The organism is Rhizobium sp. RHZ02, assembly GCF_014851575.1.
GTDB classification, from domain to species: Bacteria; Pseudomonadota; Alphaproteobacteria; order Rhizobiales; family Rhizobiaceae; genus Rhizobium; species Rhizobium altiplani.
Genome location: NZ_JACUZX010000026.1, coordinates 74,104 through 89,594, shown reverse-complemented (window position 1 = coordinate 89,594; position 15,491 = coordinate 74,104). Strand labels below are relative to the sequence as shown.

Sequence of the window (15,491 nt, the reverse complement as noted above, 5' to 3'; positions counted from 1 at the left end):
CATCGCTATGCCCGCTTTCGAAGTCTCACCCGCGTCGCATGCCAGTGCCTGCTGGCTGCAGCCGCCCAAAACATCAAGAAGATCGCCATGGCGCTCACCAAGCCACCCAGACCAGCCATGGCATGAGCGCCAGAGGCCGCCAACTTCGCCCCGCCTCAGAACCCAACTAAAACAACCAACGTCCAAAAAACAAACCCGCCGAAAATATCGGCGGGTTTGTCAGCAGTCTGACGGGCCCGCGAGGGCCCGTTTTCTTTATTCCTTATCCGGCTTCCGGGTCAGGCGACCCGGTTAGCGGCCTTGCGGCGCTCGTTGACCGGCTGGTAGGCCATGCGCTGATGATACGTGCAATACGGGGAAGAGTCCGGGGACTCGCAACCGCAGAAGTGGAAGTCGTCATTGAGCGGATCGCCGACCGGCCACTTGCAGGTGCGCTCGGTGAGCTCGGTGAGGCCAAGGCGGCGAGAAATCGGAACGATTACATTTGCGGCCGGACGGAAGCGGACTTCCTCCACCGTATCGATTTCGATCTCTTCCTTGAGCATCGTCGCGCCCTGTTGGCGGGTAACGGTGCGTGTGGTGATCCGCGAGGCGTAGTTCGTGGCGCGGGGCGCCGAAGTCGTGCGCTTGGGGGTTCTGACGGTGGTCGTCGAACCGCCGGCCTTGGCACGGCCGGGCAGACTCAAACGATGGACTTTACCAATGACGGCGTTACGACTTACACCTCCAAGTTGTGCTGCGATCTGGCTGGCGCTCAGGCCTTCGGACCACAGCTTCTTCAGTTTTTCAACGCGCTCGTCTGTCCAGTTCATGCCCCTGTCTCCGCCTTATTAGCGTTGGTGTAGGCAGAATCCTTCACCGTTGCCACGGACGTATCCGAGGCAAGAAACGCTTACTCAAATTTTGGTGACTAGTTCCGCCGCATGCAGCCTAGTAATTGAGTTTTAACCTAGTGTGAGGCCGACTCCGTGACAAGAGTCGGTTGAATCTCGGGGAATCGATTTTCAAGTTTTCCCCAACTTGCTGGGCGTGAGAGTCATTTATGCAACATAGTTGTTGATAGGTCGAGCGCCTCGGGATGGCTGCTTGACGCATGCAGCGAAACCTCAGTTTTGTTGACATTGCAGTGCGAAAAGTAAATAGTGCTGCTCGCCGCCGAAAGGCGGCATTTTTAATTTTCCGGACCTGCTTTCCTTAGCCGGAGTCCGGCTGCTGATGATTGCTGATAGGAGATCGCGCCATGGCTGAAGCCGCGCTTTACGACACCTACTCTCGTGCCCCGCTGCGGTTCGAGCGAGGAGAAGGCGTGTGGCTGATCAGCGAAACGGGCGAGCGATATCTTGATTTCGGCGCGGGCGTTGCCGTCACCTCCGTTGGCCACAGCCATCCGCATGTGGTTGGCGCGCTGAAGGAGCAGGCCGACAAGGTCTGGCATCTGTCCAACATCTATGAGATCCCGGGTCAGGAAACACTGGCAAAGCGGCTGACCGATGCGACCTTCGCCGATAAGGTGTTCTTCACGAACTCCGGCGCGGAAGCCTTGGAATGCGCGATCAAGACCGCGCGCCGCTATCAGTTTTCCAAGGGCCATCCCGAGCGGTTCCATATTATCACCTTTGAAGGCGCCTTCCATGGCCGTACGCTGGCGACGATTGCCGCCGGTGGCCAGGAGAAATACCTCGAAGGCTTCGGTCCCAAGGCGCCTGGCTTCGATCAGGTGCCGTTCGGTGATCTCGATGCAGTCCGCAGCGCCATCACAAATGAAACGGCCGCGATCCTCATCGAACCTATTCAGGGGGAAGGCGGCGTCCGCCCGGCGACGAACGAGTTCCTGAAGGCACTTCGCGCGATCTGCGACCAGCATGGTCTGCTGCTGATTTTCGATGAAGTGCAGACCGGCATGGGCCGCACGGGCAAGCTCTTTGCGCATGAGTGGTCAGGCGCTACCCCCGATATCATGGCGGTTGCCAAGGGCATCGGCGGCGGCTTCCCGCTCGGAGCCTGCCTTGCCACGGCAGAGGCCGCTTCCGGCATGAAGGCCGGCACGCATGGCTCCACTTATGGCGGCAATCCGCTCGCCATGGCAGTTGGCAGTGCCGTGCTCGACGTGATCCTCGCGGAGGGCTTCCTGCAGCAGGTGCGTGACGTCTCGCTGGTATTCCGCCAAGGGCTGGCCTCGCTCAAGGATCGCTATCCTGATATCATCGAGGATATCAAGGGCGAGGGGCTGCTGCTCGGCGTCAAGGCCGCCGTGCCGTCCTCCGAACTGCTGCAGGCGATCCGTGACGCCCATCTGCTCGGCGTACCCGCTGGCGACAATGTCATTCGTCTTCTGCCGCCTCTGGTCGTCACTGCTGACGAAGCCCGCGAGGGCCTTGCCCGCCTCGAACGCGCCGCCGAAAGCGTGCGCGCTGCGAAGGTCAAGAAGACGGCTTAATGAATAGTGCCTGTCGGAAGGCGGGCGTGATAGGTAACGATAATGGCTTCCCCCAAACACTTCCTCGATCTCTCCGCCGTCGCGGCATCCGACCTACGGCTCATCATGGATGACGCAATCTCGCGCAAGCAGGCCTTCAAGGCCGGGCAGGGCGACAAGCCGCTATCAGGCAAGATGCTGGCGATGATCTTCGAAAAGCCCTCGACGCGCACCCGCGTGTCCTTCGACGTCGGCATGCGCCAGCTCGGGGGCGAGACGCTGTTCCTGTCGGGCACAGAAATGCAGCTTGGCCGCGCCGAGACGATCGGTGACACGGCCAAGGTGCTGTCGCGCTATGTCGACGCGATCATGATCCGCACGACTGATCATGCCCGCATGCTGGAGCTCGCTGAGCATGCAACCGTTCCTGTCATCAACGCATTGACGGATGATACGCACCCCTGCCAGATCATGGCTGATGTCATGACCTTCGAAGAGCACCGCGGCCCGATCAAGGGCAAGACGATCGCCTGGACCGGCGACGGCAACAACGTGCTGCATTCGTTGGTCGAAGGAGCCGCGCGTTTTGGCTACCGCATGAATATGGCGGTGCCCCTTGGTTCCGAGCCAAAGGATCACTATCTGAACTGGGCCCGCAATGAGGGCGCCGAAATCATGCTTTACCATGATGCAGACCGTGCGGTCGCCGGCGTCGATTGTGTGGTGACCGATACCTGGGTCTCCATGAATCAGGAACATCGGGCCCGTGGTCACAACGTATTCCAGCCTTATCAGGTCAATTCGGCTTTGATGGCGCAGGCCGACAAGGATGCATTGTTCATGCATTGCCTGCCCGCCCATCGTGGTGAGGAAGTTACGGACGAGGTGATCGACGGCCCGCAATCCGTGGTCTTCGATGAAGCGGAAAACCGTCTTCATGCGCAGAAGTCGATTCTTGCTTGGTGCCTGGGCGCGATCTGAACCATACTGGACGCCACGTTTGGCCGGAAGGCCCGGTGGCCGTGCGAGCGGATGGACACCCTTGTCTGCCGCTCTCAGACTAGGAGAAGACCATGGCAGAACCTGCAGCCACCCTCGGCGAATTCAATTTCGCCGGCGATGATCATGTCGTTCCGTTTCAGGTTGAGGGACTGGATGTGCGCGGTCGCGCCGTCCAGCTCGGGCCGATGCTGGACGCGATCCTCGAGCGCCATCGCTATCCCGCGCCCGTCGCGCGGCTTCTTGCCGAAGTCGTTGTGCTGACGGTGCTGCTCGGCACGTCGCTGAAATTTGAAGGCAAGTTCACGGTCCAGACCAAGGGCGACGGCCCGGTGGACCTGCTTGTTTGCGATTTCTCGACGCCTGAGAACGTGCGTGCCTACGCACGCTTCAACCAGGGCCTCCTCGACAGGGCCGTTGCGGCAGGGCAGATCGAGCCCGAACAGCTTCTCGGCAAGGGCATGCTGGCCTTTACAATCGATCAGGGCAAGTTTTCCCAACCCTACCAGGGTATCGTTGCGCTCGACGGTGCGACCCTTGAAGAGATTGCCGGCACCTATTTCCGCCAGTCTGAGCAGATCCCGACGCGGGTGCGTCTTGCTGCTGCCGAACTCTTCGATCGCGACGACGCGGGCAAGCCGCGCCACCGCTGGCGGGCTGGCGGTCTTGTCGCCCAGTTCCTGCCGGAAGCGCCGGAGCGCATGCGCCAGCCGGATCTTCACGGCGGCGACGGCGATAGGACTGGCGGCACCCACAAGGAAGACGATGCCTGGATGGAAGCCCGCTCGCTCGTCGACACGATCGACGCCGACGAACTGACGGATCCGCAAGTCGGCACCGAGCGGCTGCTATATCGTCTGTTCCACGAGCGTGGGGTTCGCGTCTACGAACCGCGCGAGGTCTTCGATCGGTGCAGCTGTTCCCGCGAAAAGATCAAGGGGGTGCTGAAGGGCTTCTCGGCGGAGGAAATTGATGCCAGTCAGGAAGACGGCGCAATTTCGGTCACCTGCGAATTCTGCTCGACGACCTATCGTTTCGAAGTGGAAGAGGTGGCAGAGCCTGCGGAGTGATCAGTTCAGGACTCTCAGCAGCCCTGGCGAATCCAGTGAGAAGGCGGGTATTTCGACATTGAAAAGCTCGCCTTCGTCCGTTTCCATCTGGTAGTGGCCGAACATCAGCCCCGACGGCGTATCCAGCGGGCAGCCCGAGGAATATTCATAGGTATCGCCGGGCGCGAGCCGCGGCTGTTCGCCCACGACGCCGGCGCCCGTGACCTCATCGACGAGGCCGTTCTGGTCGGTGATGTTCCAATAGCGGTTCACCAGTCGCACGGACTTGTCGGAATTGTTGCTGATGACGATCCGGTAGCCCCAGACATAGCGATCGTCTTCCGGATCGGATTGCTCCTCCAGATAAAAAGGTTCGACGACGACTTCAATGTCTCGTGTAAGGGCGCGGTACATGCCTACACCATAGTCAATATACGTTACCGGTATCTTATACGACAGCCGATCCGTCAATAAACCGATAGTCGATCACGTCCGTAATGCCTGTAAAGGCAAGAAGTTTCGCCACTTAAGCCTGACTTTGACCTGTCTTGGGTGGGGCAAAGCAGCATGTGGCGGTCGGCCGGATTTGCGTCGATCCGGCCGATGTCGGCTGATCAGGCGTTCACTTTTGCGAGAGCCTGGGCGAAGTCCTCGATCAGGTCGTCCGTGTCCTCGATGCCGGCGGAAAGACGAACGGTACCGCCGGAAATGCCGAGCTCCGCCCGTGCTTCGTCGGTCAGGTTCTTGTGCGTCGTCGTAGCCGGATGCGTGATCAGGCTCTTGGCGTCGCCCAGATTGTTGGAGATCTTGACGACCTGCAGGGCGTTTTGGAGCGCGAAAGCTGCTTCCTTGCCGCCCTTGAGTTCGATGGCGACCAGTGTCGAGCCACCCTTCATCTGCTTGGCGACGATGTCGGCCTGCGGATGATCGTTGCGGCCGGGATAGATGACCTTGGCGACCTTCGGCTGATCGGCCAGGAAGTCGGCGATCTTCGATGCGTTTTCGGTCTGCTGCTTGACGCGCAGCGGCAGCGTCTCGAGTCCCTTCAGCAGCGTCCATGCCGTGAACGGCGACATGGCCGGGCCGGTGTGGCGGTAGTAGTCCTGAAGGTTCTCGTTGACCCATTCCCGGTCGGAGAGGATGACGCCACCGAGGCTGCGGCCCTGGCCGTCGATGTGCTTGGTGGCCGAATAGACGACGATATGGGCGCCGAGCTCGAGCGGCTTCTGGAAGATCGGCGTGGCGAAGACGTTGTCGACCACGACCTTGGCGCCGATCTGGTTGGCGAGCTTGGCGACGCCGGCAATGTCTATCACCTCGAGTGTCGGATTGGTCGGGCTTTCCAGGAAGAACACCTTGGTGTTCGGGCGGATCGCCTTTTCCCAGTTTTCCAGATGGCGACCGTCGACCAGCGTGCATTCGATACCGTATTTCGGGGCGAGCGTCTCGACGACCCAGCGGCAGGAGCCGAAGAGGGCGCGGGCGGCAACGATGTGGTCGCCGGCCTTCACCTGGCAGAGGATTGCGGCGGTGACGGCTGCCATGCCGGAGGCCGTGGCGCGGGCTTCCTCTGCGCCTTCCAGTGCGCACATGCGCTTCTCGAACATGTCGTTTGTCGGGCTGCCGTAGCGAGCGTAGATATAGCCTTCCGTTTCGCCCTTGAAGCGCGCTTCGGCCGCTTCCGCGCTCTCATAGACGAAGCCCTGCGTGAGGTAGATGGCTTCCGAGGTCTCGCCATATTGCGAGCGCAAAGAGCCGTCGTGAACGAGTTGGGTTGCGGGGCGCCAAGTCTTGCTCATGAATCACCACTTTCAAACAACAAAAAAACCGGCCGCGAAAGCAGACCGGTTTTGCACCCGGTCCTTTTAGCCACTTGTTTAACGTGGCTGCAAGCCGACCGGCCAAATCACCACGGGATAAAAGTGCAATACTGCCGTTCTATGCTTGCGTCAATTCCTTGAGTTTGGTTTTGTCTCCCGCGAATATGGATGGGGCATGATGGCTCGCGAAACAGGAATTTTGGCGGATCGCGCGATAGCCGCGCTCTTTGAGGCGGGACGTCTCACCAGCGAGCGCGATTTGGACCACGACCAGATCCAACCGGCAAGCCTTGACCTCAGGCTTGGCGCGAAGGCATTCCGCGTTCGCGCGAGCTTCATGCCGGGTCCTTCCCATTTGGTGTCCGATAAGCTCGATCGCCTCAGCCTCCACGTCGTCGACCTCAGCGAAGGCGCCGTGCTGGAGACCGGCTGTGTCTATATCGTTCCCTTGATGGAGCGCCTCGACCTGTCGGCCGACATGTCGGCCTCGGCCAATCCCAAAAGCTCGACCGGACGTCTCGATATCTTCACCCGCGTCATCACCGACTACGCGCAGGAGTTCGACAAAATTCCGGCTGGCTATTCCGGCCCGCTCTATCTCGAAATCAGTCCGCGTACTTTCCCGATCGTCGTGCGTCGAGGCTCGCGCCTGTCGCAGATCCGCTTCCGGGTCGGCCATTCGATACTTGGAGAGCCGGAATTGCTCGCGCTCCACGATGCCGAAACGCTGGTCGCCAGCAAGCTGCCGAACGTCTCCGGCGGCGGCATTGCCCTGTCGATTGATTTGGCCGGCGACAAGGATGGACTGATCGGCTACCGCGGTAAGCACCACACTGCAGTCGTCGATGTCGACAAGAAGGCGCAGCACGACATCTATGACTTCTGGGAACCTCTCTATAGCCGCGGTCGCAACGAACTGATCCTGGATCCGGACGAGTTTTATATTCTCGTCTCGCGCGAAGCCATCCATGTGCCACCGCACTACGCGGCAGAGATGACCCCCTTCGATCCGTTGGTTGGCGAATTTCGCGTGCATTATGCAGGCTTCTTCGACCCCGGCTTCGGCCACGTCCCCGCCGGCGGCCGCGGCAGCCGCGCCGTGCTCGAGGTCCGCAGCCACGAGGTTCCCTTCATCCTCGAGGACGGCCAGATCGTCGGTCGCCTCGTCTATGAGCATATGCAGGAGCACCCCGAGAGCCTCTACGGCTCCGGCCTCGGCTCCAACTATCAGGCCCAGGGCCTGAAACTCTCGAAGCACTTCCGCATCTGACAACGCCAATGCCCGCTTGACAGCGGCACCCATCTATTGGAAATCTCGCTCCAACGCGGGTGTAGCTCAATGGTAGAGCAGCAGCTTCCCAAGCTGAATACGAGGGTTCGATTCCCTTCACCCGCTCCAAGTTCAGATGGTTTTGCTGGGACTGAGCGGATTTCATCCGCACTGTGGTCTGAGCGTGGTGCCCACGTGGGCCGCCGTCGTTCGCTGTCTTACTCCACGAGGAAAGAACGCCCTTAAGAGGTAGCCTCGAAGGAAATTGAAATAGTTGACAATTCTCTAATAAACATGGTTAATTTTTAACTATTCTCCGATATCACGGGAACGCAGGCGACCCCTTGGTCGTTGTCGGCATGATCAGGAGGAGTTGCAGAATGCTTTTGAAGATTTTCACGGCGAAGCGCGAGATCCGGGAGAATGGCGATACCGGCACTTACGCTGACGGCTACTATGCGCCGGAAGTGGTTCTTGCGTCTGCGCGCGATGACGATCGTGCTTCCTATGAGCGCGATTATGGTCGCGGCCGCAAGGTCGAGCAAATTCCGCTCGGGTTTGCCTGAGCACCCTTTTTAGCTTCCGTCTTGTGCGGCAGCCGGGCCATGGCTCGCTGTTTGAAGTCGAAAGTCTATAATCGAAAAGGGCGGCATTGAGCCGCCCTTTGCTTTTGTACCGTTTTGCTGGGATCAGAATTCCGTCCAATCGGCGTCGTCGCGTGGGCTCGAAGAGGCGCTGCTTGCACCAAATGCGCTTGCAAGTTTCTGCCCAAGCGCCCGAGCCGGCGAGCTAGAGGGGCGGGTGACACCCGGAGTGGCGATGCGGACGGGTGCCTTTCTGGCTGCGACCGGTGGCGCGGCCGGCCGTGGCGCCGAATGGATGTGAGTGCCCTGCAGCGGCGCTGCCGCGGCAATGTTAGCGCTGAAACTGCCAGTGCCGGTCAGCTTGAACTGGTCGAGCAGGTTGTTGAGTGTCGCCGCTTCCGTCGCGAGCTTGTGGCTCGCCGCCGTGCTTTCCTCGACCATGGCCGCATTCTTCTGCGTTCCCTGGTCCATCGAGTTCACCGCCGTGTTGATCTCCTGCAGGCCGGTCGATTGCTCGCGGGCGGCCTCGGCGATCGCGTCGACGTGCTGGTTGATCTCCTGAACCTCGTGAACGATCGCATCAAGCGCCTTGCCGGTTTCGCCGACAAGCGACACGCCCGTCTGCACATGGTCGCCCGATGTGGTGATCAGCGACTTGATCTCCCTGGCGGCATTGGCCGAGCGCTGTGCAAGTTCACGCACCTCCTGGGCAACGACGGCAAAGCCCTTGCCGGCTTCACCGGCGCGCGCGGCCTCGACGCCGGCGTTGAGGGCCAGAAGATTGGTCTGGAAGGCGATGTCGTCGATGACGCCGATGATGTTGCCGATCTCCGCGGAGGATTGCGCGATCTGCTGCATGGCGTTGACGGCCTTGCTGACCACTTGGCCGGACTTTTCTGCACCGGCGCGCGTGCGTGCCACGAGCCCACGTGCTTCCTCGGCACGCTTGGCGGCATCCTTCACGGTGGTGGTGATCTCCTCGAGGGCCGCTGCCGTCTCCTCGACGGACGCTGCCTGCTGCTCGGTGCGCTTCGAAAGCTCGTCCGCCGAGGCGCGGATCTCGGTTGCGCCGGCAGTGATGGCGCGGGCGTTGGCGCCGACCGTCTGCATAGTGTCGTTCAAGCGCAGGATCGAGTTGTTGAAATCCTGTCGCAGACTATCGAGGTCGCCGACAAACGCCGTATCGATCCGAGATGCGAGGTCGCCTGCGGCCAGCCGGCGTAAGCCGTCGCCAAGCGCGCTGACCGCGCGCGAGAGATCGGCAGCCTCGGTTGCGCGCTGAGCTTCACGTTCTCGGCGTTCGCTGTCGCTGAGATTGCGGCTCTTTTCGGCCTCGCCCTCAAGCCGGATACGATCGACGGCATTGTCGCGGAAGACGGCAACGGCGCCGGCCATCTGGCCAACCTCGTCACGACGGTCGAGGCCGTCGATGGCGCCGTGCGTATCTCCCTCGGCAAGCTGAGCCATCCGGTCACGCAGACGAACCATGGGCGTGGTGATCCCCGATTGCGCGACCCACACAGAAAGGCCGATCGCGCCCATGACAGCGAGCCCGATCAGTACGAAACTGAGAGTGATGCGCTGGTTGACGCTAATGGAGAGCGCGTCGCCGCCATCGTTCAGCAATGCCATCAGCGCATCATTGTTGGCGATCATTTTCGGAGTGACCGTGTTCAGCTTCGCATTGAGCATGCTTGCTGCAAGCTGCGCGCCGGCACTGTCCTTTGCCTTGGCGAGGTCGATGACCTTGCTGGAAAGCGCTTCCATCTCGGCGATGCCGACGAGGATGTCGTCAATCGCCGGCTTGCGGCTAGGTACCAAGGCCGCCGCCTGTTCCAGGCGTTCGCGCGCTTGAGGCATCTTGCTTGGCGTCGTGAGCGCCGTATTGAAAGCCGGCGTCTCCGGCTTGAGGCCGGCGATAAGCGTGACCTGCAGCACGGCAGCGGTTGCCGAGGCGCTGGCGCGGGATGCCTGCATGGCTGCCAGTGCCTCGTTATCGATGAAGGCGCTGTAGGTGGCATCGGCACCGCGGAATTCGGTGATGACATAAACGAGGCCCCCGAGCGCGATCGCCCCGAGAAGCGCGACGACAGAAATGATCTTCGTCCGGATTTTCAAGTTCTTCAGCATGGCTATGTCCAGTCGCTTGACCCGACCGCGGGCGGGCCGACTATTGAAGCATTTTATGTCGCGGGATACGGCATGGTGGGATGCCCGGAAGGCTCGACATGCGCATCATGCATTCGGCCCGTGAGCCGGCGTCGTCCTGGCGAATAGAATGGGACATTGCTTAATGTGGCCCTAACGCTTGGGATCTGTCCCCGGAAAAAATTTCGGGTCCCCCCGCCTAGGGACGAGTCATGCTAAGCGGGGCGCAACTTCTCACTGGTGCTGACAGGGACATGAGGCGTCTTGTCCCAGAAGAAGGGCTTTCTCGGCAGCTCGAGAAGGGCGCGCCATGCCGCCACCGAGATCATCAGGCAATAGAGCGGGACATAGATCCAGCGCCAGCCGATGCTGCGTTTTTCCTCACGCAGCATCGCGACCCTGCCGAGCAGCAGAAAGAGGCCGTAGCTTGCCGCCATATTGGCAAGATCGAGGAGCAAGAGCGCGCCTTCGCTGCTGCCGGCGGGCGGAAAGCCGAGCGCTAGGTAGCCGGCGGTGGTGACAAGGAGCATGATCAGCCAGGGATGGGTGAGAGAGGAAAACAGCATTCCTCCGATCAGCAACTGGAACACCAGAAAGCCGCCCACGCCCATCTCGCGCGGGAGGCGCGCTGGCTCGCGCATCACCAGGTTTCGGGCTTCCGGCACGATCGCCAGCATGCCTTTGCTGATGTAGTTCAGCCGGACGCAGCGAGCCTGCAGAAGCTGGCTGTCGAGTGCCTTGTCATCGTTGAGGAGGGAGCTGTCGATTGCCGAAAGGAAGGGAAGCCGGAGCCCGCGCGCCAGGGATGCGTAGTAGCTGTCGGCATCGATGGAGCCGCTTGCAATGAGTTCCTGTTCGATGCTCGCGCCGTTGCGGCGTGCGACCTGCATCGGGCGGGCGATTGTCGGCCTGCCGATGCCGAGTTGCAGCAGAACCTCTGGTAGGAATCGTTTACCGCGCGCGCAGGCGGCGCGCCGTGGCGTATTGAACCATCATCCAAGAGCGTGCGGTCTTCGATCCCGCCCGACGCATATTCCCCGACACGCATGACTCTGATACACCGTTTCCAGAATGGCAGTGCATGCTTTCCCCGAGGTCGATCATAATGATGCAATTTAAACTAGCATCCCTGAATCTTAAGGGGCTATGCAGCTTTTGGCTGTCTTTGATTGTGTTTTTCTGCCCGCTCTCGTTGTCGGCGCAGGAGGCGATGCCAGGCTTGCCGCTGCTTTTCGATTCCAGGGAGCGCCTTGCCAAACCGGATCTTTCGTCGCTCGTCCGCCTGCGTTTCCTGACGACGATCGACTTTCCACCGTTCAATTTTACCGATCAGAATGGCAAGCTTTCCGGTTTCAACGTCGATCTCGCCCGCGAGATCTGTAACGAGCTGGAGATTGCCAGCAAATGCCAGATCCAGGCGCTGCCGTTCGCTGACCTGAATGCCGCGCTCGCGGCCTCGCAGGGCGATGCCGTGATTGCCGGCGTCGCCGTCAGCGAGGAGCTGCGGCGACAGTTCGCCTTTTCGCGCCCCTATCTCATGCTGCCCGCCCGCTTCGTTCGAAACTTAAAGGCTTCCATCAAGGGCGAGAATGCCAGCGCTCTGGCCGATCATCCGGTCGGCGTCGTCAAGGCGACGGCGCACGAAGCCATGCTGGCGGCCTATTTCCCGAAGGTGAAGGCCGTACCCTTCGACAGCAAGGACGCCCTTCTTGCAGCACTCAAGGATGGCAAGCTGGAGGCCGTCTTCGCGGATTCCCTCCAGCTCTCCTTCTGGGTTTCGTCGGAGGCCTCGGCGAAATGCTGCGCGCTGTTCGACGGGCCTTATCTCTCCGAGCAGTTTCTCGGCGAAGGCATGACGATCATGCTCCGTCAGAAGGACGATGTCCTTACGGCAGCGCTCGATCACGCGCTGGCAGCGCTGTCGCGCAGTGGCCGCCTGCAGGAAATCTACCTGCGCTACTTCCCTTACGGCCTGTATTAAACCTGAAAGGCTCTAGCCCTTGCGAAAGCGCGCGATCGCGCTGCGCTCGATGGCGGCGCAAGTGAGCTTATCGAGGCCGAGGCGGTCGCGAAGCAGGCTGAGAAGGCGCAGCTCTTCCGCCTTCACCGAGAGATCGGCGGAAGCAATTTCGACCGCGAGCGCATAGGCCGTGTCGTAGAGGCGCGACGGCAGCGTGTCCTTGACGGTTTCGAGCACGATGTCGAGCCCTTCGGGACCAGCCAGCAGTCCCGCGCAATCGCGCGCGATGGAAATCAGCTTTTCGTCGTCGAAATCACGGAAGACCGGCAGGAAGCCGATCAGTTGGCCGATGCGCTCCATCTCGCGATCGTTCATCGTGCTGTCGACGGCGGATGCCATCACCATCACGTAGATCAAGGCGTCATGGGCGGAAAGCGGCTTGTTCATGTCTCGATGATCCCTTCGAAGTGAGGCCAGAGTCTAGGAGTTGCCCAGCGACATTACAAGCCGTCGGGCGGCAGATCGGAAGGCAGATCCTCAGGACCGCTGGTTTCTGCGAGGCTGCGAGGGTCGTTGCCATGGATGCCTTTGCCCGCCTGTTTTGCCTTCTCGCCGGCCTCGGCGAGCGCAGATCCCTTCGCCGCCTCTGCCCAGCCGTTTTCGACGAGCCACTGTGAAATTTCCTGCGTACCGATCCTGCAGGCGGCCGTGACGGTACCGGTCCATTCCGCACTGTCGAGATCGCAGCGGACGGCCCTGAGGCGCAGCAGCAGCCGCAGATTGGTCTTTGCCAGCATCCCGCATGGCCACTCACGGCCCCCGCTGTCGATGCATGTCTTGTCCGCCGGCGTTGGGTCGATGCCGGCAAGCTGCAGGCGACGGTCGCCAAACGCCAGGACACCGGCGCTTTCCGCGATCGGGCGAACAAGGTTCACGCCCCTGTCTTTGGCAGGGTTTGCCGGTTGCTCCGGCACAACGGGCGCGATGCGCTCGAGTGGCTTGCCGTCGATGACCGCAGGGTAGAACTGGCTGGCCTCGTCGACACGCCGCGCATTCATGCTGGCTTCGGGATTTGAGGTCGGTTGAGCCGTCGGAGCGGGGGGCGGCACTTGCGCTTCCATCGGCGCTGCCGTTTCCGCCGGATCAATGGCCGAGCCAAGCCGCTGTCCGCCGGCCGCAATCAGGTCGGCGACAATTCCGATCCCTGCAACAGCGGTCAGAATTGCCGCAGGACGCATGGAATATCTTCCTACTGGCTGGCCCAGATGATGCGGGCGATCCAATCCACGTCGGAAAGTTCAATTGTTCGGTTGGGATGCTCCGGGTTGAGCGACATCAATTCGATCGATCGCGGGCTCTGGCGCAACAGCACCTTCGCCATCACTTCGCCTTCGCGCGTCTTGACGACGACGCGATCATTGCGTCGAACCTGCGCGCCAGGCTCGACGATCAAGACGTCGCCGTCGCGGTAGAGCGGCATCATGCTCTCGCCCTGGACTTCGAGCGCATAGACGCCTGCCTTCTGCGAGGGTGCGGCCGGGAATTCCACAACGTCCCAGCCTTGCCCAGCCGGAAAGCCGCCATCATCGAAGAAGCCGCCGGCACCGGCCTGCGCAAAGCCGAGCAGCGGAATCGAGCTGCCCTGCCGCGGGAAGCCGCCTTCCGGAAGACTGGAAAAGCTCCCTGCCGGCCGCATGAACGTCAGGAACTGCTCCATGCTGGCGCCCGTTGCATCCAGCACCTTGGCGATCGATTCCGTCGACGGCCAGCGCAACCGCCCATCGGCGGAGAGCCGCTTGGACTTGTTGAAGGAGGTTGGATCGAGCCCCGCGCGCCGGGCAAGACCTGAAGGCGTCAGGTCATGCCGTTCGGCAAGCCTGTCGATCGCCCCCCAAATCTGCTCGTGTGACAGCATGTCGCCTGATTCCTGCGCGCCTGCGCCATCGTTCAACGACGAAATATTAACCGCAAGCCCAGCGGGAGTAAAGAGATGAAAGGAATAAAATCCTGTCTCGCCTCAGGCGACCAAGGCCATGTTGATCTTGCCGAGCTGGATCACCGCCTGCGTACGGCTGTCGACATCGAGCTTGAGCAGGATCGCCGAGACATGCGCCTTGATCGTCGCCTCGGAAACGCCGAGCTCATAGGCGATCTGCTTGTTGAGAAGACCTTCCGCCAGCATCGTCAGCACACGGCTCTGCTGCGGTGTCAGCGTGTGCAGCCGGTGGATCAGGTCGGCGACATCAGGATCCTGTTCCTGCCCGTCCCGATAAGTCTCGGGGGTCGCGATATCGCCGGCAAGGACCGTCTGGATACCGCGGCGAATGTCGTCGATCCCGGAGGATTTGGAGATGAAGCCGGATGCGCCGAGTTCGAGCGCGCGACGGATCGTCGTGGCGTCATCCGTCGCGGAAATGATGACGATCGGCAGCCCGGCGAATTCGGAGCGAAGCGCCATCAGGCCGGAAAAGCCGCTGACACCAGGCATCGATAGATCGAGCAGCATCAGGTCCGCTTCGGGATGTGCTCCAGCCGCCATGCGCGCTGCGGCAAAATCGCCGGCCTCGACGATCTCGGGATGGCCTTCCATACCAATCACTGCCTGGCGCAGCGCATCCCGGAAAAGCGGGTGGTCGTCGGCAATGATGATTGTCTGTTCCTGCATCGATAGCTCCCTCCCAAGAGTTCGATCGCCGAGACATGCCTCGTGCCTCCGCACGATACATGCCTCCATTCGGAGGTGACTATATCAATTCATGTCTTTTGCGGAAGGGCGTTGCGCTCCTCCTCGCTTGGGAATTCCTTGACTATCCCCATGAAGCTCCGCATCCAGCGCTCCATGATGCCGATCGAACGGTTGATCTCCTCGTCGGAGGGAAGCGCCTTGTTGACGATGCTTTTGTTCTCCAGCGCCGTGACGCGGGCCGAAAGCCGGTCGAGTTCCTGCTCATAGGCCGCCCGCTCATCGGCGGCCATCCTGCAGACGAGCGCGCCGTCCTTCTCCTCGCAAAGCGACATGGCGCCGGTCTGCTTGTCGAGCCGCACGAAGTGGTCGCCGCTACGCTCCAATTGAAAGCGCAATGCGTCGGTTTCAGCGGCATGAACGCCGAGCGGCAGGAGAAGCGCGAAAAGGCCGATTGCGATATTTCTCATGGTTTCCTCCGGAAATCTCGGTGGCCACCGCATTTTTCGCGGCGAGGCGTGGACATCGCCGCCGCTTTGCGGCAAAGCCCGGGAAAGACCAG

The 15,491-nt window shown here is 61.1% G+C and carries 16 protein-coding genes, 1 tRNA gene and 1 riboswitch; of the genes, 7 read left to right on the top strand and 10 right to left on the bottom strand.

All coding sequences use genetic code 11. The features are described 5' to 3' along the window. Nucleotides 1–278: 278 nt before the first annotated feature. Nucleotides 279–812, bottom strand: a complete 534-nt coding sequence (locus tag IB244_RS25975) for a GcrA family cell cycle regulator (protein WP_018857625.1) — start codon at nucleotides 810–812, stop codon at nucleotides 279–281. Between the two features lie 428 nt (nucleotides 813–1,240). Between IB244_RS25975 and IB244_RS25970 the strand changes: the two genes are divergently transcribed. From IB244_RS25970 to IB244_RS25960, 3 genes are all read left to right on the top strand, one after another. Further along, nucleotides 1,241–2,437, top strand: coding sequence for an aspartate aminotransferase family protein (locus tag IB244_RS25970; protein WP_192306132.1), 1,197 nt, complete (start codon nucleotides 1,241–1,243; stop codon nucleotides 2,435–2,437). Between the two features lie 42 nt (nucleotides 2,438–2,479). Continuing rightward, nucleotides 2,480–3,397, top strand: a complete 918-nt coding sequence (gene argF, locus IB244_RS25965) for an ornithine carbamoyltransferase (protein ID WP_025660384.1) — start codon at nucleotides 2,480–2,482, stop codon at nucleotides 3,395–3,397. A gap of 92 nt (nucleotides 3,398–3,489) precedes the next feature. Then, nucleotides 3,490–4,485, top strand: coding sequence for an Hsp33 family molecular chaperone (locus IB244_RS25960; RefSeq protein WP_018857622.1), 996 nt, complete (start codon nucleotides 3,490–3,492; stop codon nucleotides 4,483–4,485). On the opposite strand, the gene apaG is transcribed toward IB244_RS25960, so the two are convergent. Further along, nucleotides 4,486–4,878, bottom strand: a complete 393-nt coding sequence (apaG, locus tag IB244_RS25955; protein ID WP_018857621.1) for a Co2+/Mg2+ efflux protein ApaG — start codon at nucleotides 4,876–4,878, stop codon at nucleotides 4,486–4,488. A 200-nt stretch (nucleotides 4,879–5,078) separates the two neighbouring features. After that, the gene (locus tag IB244_RS25950; RefSeq protein WP_018857620.1) at nucleotides 5,079–6,263 is read right to left on the bottom strand and encodes an O-succinylhomoserine sulfhydrylase; all 1,185 of its coding nucleotides are present in this window, start codon (nucleotides 6,261–6,263) and stop codon (nucleotides 5,079–5,081) included. A gap of 45 nt (nucleotides 6,264–6,308) precedes the next feature. Further along, nucleotides 6,309–6,387, bottom strand: a riboswitch (SAM riboswitch). Between the two features lie 72 nt (nucleotides 6,388–6,459). Here IB244_RS25950 and IB244_RS25945 point away from each other — a divergent pair. The 3 genes from IB244_RS25945 to IB244_RS25935 all read left to right on the top strand — a co-directional run bounded on the left by IB244_RS25945 (nucleotide 6,460) and on the right by IB244_RS25935 (nucleotide 8,120). Next, on the top strand, nucleotides 6,460–7,554 hold the full coding sequence (locus IB244_RS25945; protein ID WP_025660383.1) for a 2'-deoxycytidine 5'-triphosphate deaminase: 1,095 nt from the start codon (nucleotides 6,460–6,462) through the stop codon (nucleotides 7,552–7,554). 55 nt (nucleotides 7,555–7,609) lie between these two features. Further along, nucleotides 7,610–7,683, top strand: a tRNA-Gly gene (locus IB244_RS25940). Between the two features lie 251 nt (nucleotides 7,684–7,934). After that, nucleotides 7,935–8,120, top strand: a complete 186-nt coding sequence (locus IB244_RS25935; protein WP_018857618.1) for a hypothetical protein — start codon at nucleotides 7,935–7,937, stop codon at nucleotides 8,118–8,120. Nucleotides 8,121–8,243: 123 nt separating this feature from the next. On the opposite strand, the gene IB244_RS25930 is transcribed toward IB244_RS25935, so the two are convergent. Then, entirely contained in the window at nucleotides 8,244–10,268 is a 2,025-nt protein-coding gene (locus IB244_RS25930) for a methyl-accepting chemotaxis protein (RefSeq protein ID WP_192306130.1), read from the bottom strand. Nucleotides 10,269–10,501: 233 nt separating this feature from the next. Further along, nucleotides 10,502–11,176, bottom strand: a complete 675-nt coding sequence (locus IB244_RS25925) for a hypothetical protein (protein WP_192306128.1) — start codon at nucleotides 11,174–11,176, stop codon at nucleotides 10,502–10,504. A 215-nt stretch (nucleotides 11,177–11,391) separates the two neighbouring features. On the opposite strand from IB244_RS25925, the gene IB244_RS25920 reads away from it, so the two are divergent. Then, entirely contained in the window at nucleotides 11,392–12,267 is an 876-nt protein-coding gene (locus IB244_RS25920) for a transporter substrate-binding domain-containing protein (protein ID WP_025660379.1), read from the top strand. Nucleotides 12,268–12,279: 12 nt separating this feature from the next. Here IB244_RS25920 and IB244_RS25915 read toward each other — a convergent pair whose 3' ends face one another. The 5 genes from IB244_RS25915 to IB244_RS25895 all read right to left on the bottom strand — a co-directional run bounded on the left by IB244_RS25915 (nucleotide 12,280) and on the right by IB244_RS25895 (nucleotide 15,399). Continuing rightward, on the bottom strand, nucleotides 12,280–12,693 hold the full coding sequence (locus tag IB244_RS25915; RefSeq protein ID WP_018858613.1) for a tellurite resistance TerB family protein: 414 nt from the start codon (nucleotides 12,691–12,693) through the stop codon (nucleotides 12,280–12,282). A gap of 53 nt (nucleotides 12,694–12,746) precedes the next feature. Beyond that, entirely contained in the window at nucleotides 12,747–13,484 is a 738-nt protein-coding gene (locus IB244_RS25910) for a thermonuclease family protein (protein WP_169683759.1), read from the bottom strand. Between the two features lie 11 nt (nucleotides 13,485–13,495). Continuing rightward, nucleotides 13,496–14,161 carry a helix-turn-helix transcriptional regulator gene (locus tag IB244_RS25905; RefSeq protein WP_018858611.1) on the bottom strand — a complete coding sequence of 222 codons (666 nt, stop codon included), beginning with the start codon at nucleotides 14,159–14,161 and terminating at the stop codon, nucleotides 13,496–13,498. A 102-nt stretch (nucleotides 14,162–14,263) separates the two neighbouring features. Then, a complete protein-coding gene (locus IB244_RS25900) occupies nucleotides 14,264–14,911 on the bottom strand; it encodes a response regulator (protein WP_192240369.1) in 648 nt (215 codons plus the stop codon). 89 nt (nucleotides 14,912–15,000) lie between these two features. Then, the gene (locus tag IB244_RS25895) at nucleotides 15,001–15,399 is read right to left on the bottom strand and encodes a hypothetical protein (protein WP_192306126.1); all 399 of its coding nucleotides are present in this window, start codon (nucleotides 15,397–15,399) and stop codon (nucleotides 15,001–15,003) included. Nucleotides 15,400–15,491: the final 92 nt, after the last annotated feature.

Coding starts and splice junctions, on each gene's coding strand:
- IB244_RS25935 (WP_018857618.1), top strand. CDS start 7,935: ATGCTTTTGAAGATTTTCACGGCGAAGCGCGAGATCCGGGAGAATGGC.
- IB244_RS25970 (WP_192306132.1), top strand. CDS start 1,241: ATGGCTGAAGCCGCGCTTTACGACACCTACTCTCGTGCCCCGCTGCGG.
- IB244_RS25915 (WP_018858613.1), bottom strand. CDS start 12,693: ATGAACAAGCCGCTTTCCGCCCATGACGCCTTGATCTACGTGATGGTG.
- IB244_RS25950 (WP_018857620.1), bottom strand. CDS start 6,263: ATGAGCAAGACTTGGCGCCCCGCAACCCAACTCGTTCACGACGGCTCT.
- IB244_RS25910 (WP_169683759.1), bottom strand. CDS start 13,484: ATGCGTCCTGCGGCAATTCTGACCGCTGTTGCAGGGATCGGAATTGTC.
- IB244_RS25930 (WP_192306130.1), bottom strand. CDS start 10,268: ATGCTGAAGAACTTGAAAATCCGGACGAAGATCATTTCTGTCGTCGCG.
- apaG (WP_018857621.1), bottom strand. CDS start 4,878: ATGTACCGCGCCCTTACACGAGACATTGAAGTCGTCGTCGAACCTTTT.
- IB244_RS25975 (WP_018857625.1), bottom strand. CDS start 812: ATGAACTGGACAGACGAGCGCGTTGAAAAACTGAAGAAGCTGTGGTCC.
- IB244_RS25925 (WP_192306128.1), bottom strand. CDS start 11,176: ATGCAGGTCGCACGCCGCAACGGCGCGAGCATCGAACAGGAACTCATT.
- IB244_RS25905 (WP_018858611.1), bottom strand. CDS start 14,161: ATGCTGTCACACGAGCAGATTTGGGGGGCGATCGACAGGCTTGCCGAA.
- IB244_RS25945 (WP_025660383.1), top strand. CDS start 6,460: ATGATGGCTCGCGAAACAGGAATTTTGGCGGATCGCGCGATAGCCGCG.
- IB244_RS25920 (WP_025660379.1), top strand. CDS start 11,392: ATGATGCAATTTAAACTAGCATCCCTGAATCTTAAGGGGCTATGCAGC.
- IB244_RS25900 (WP_192240369.1), bottom strand. CDS start 14,911: ATGCAGGAACAGACAATCATCATTGCCGACGACCACCCGCTTTTCCGG.
- IB244_RS25895 (WP_192306126.1), bottom strand. CDS start 15,399: ATGAGAAATATCGCAATCGGCCTTTTCGCGCTTCTCCTGCCGCTCGGC.
- argF (WP_025660384.1), top strand. CDS start 2,480: ATGGCTTCCCCCAAACACTTCCTCGATCTCTCCGCCGTCGCGGCATCC.
- IB244_RS25960 (WP_018857622.1), top strand. CDS start 3,490: ATGGCAGAACCTGCAGCCACCCTCGGCGAATTCAATTTCGCCGGCGAT.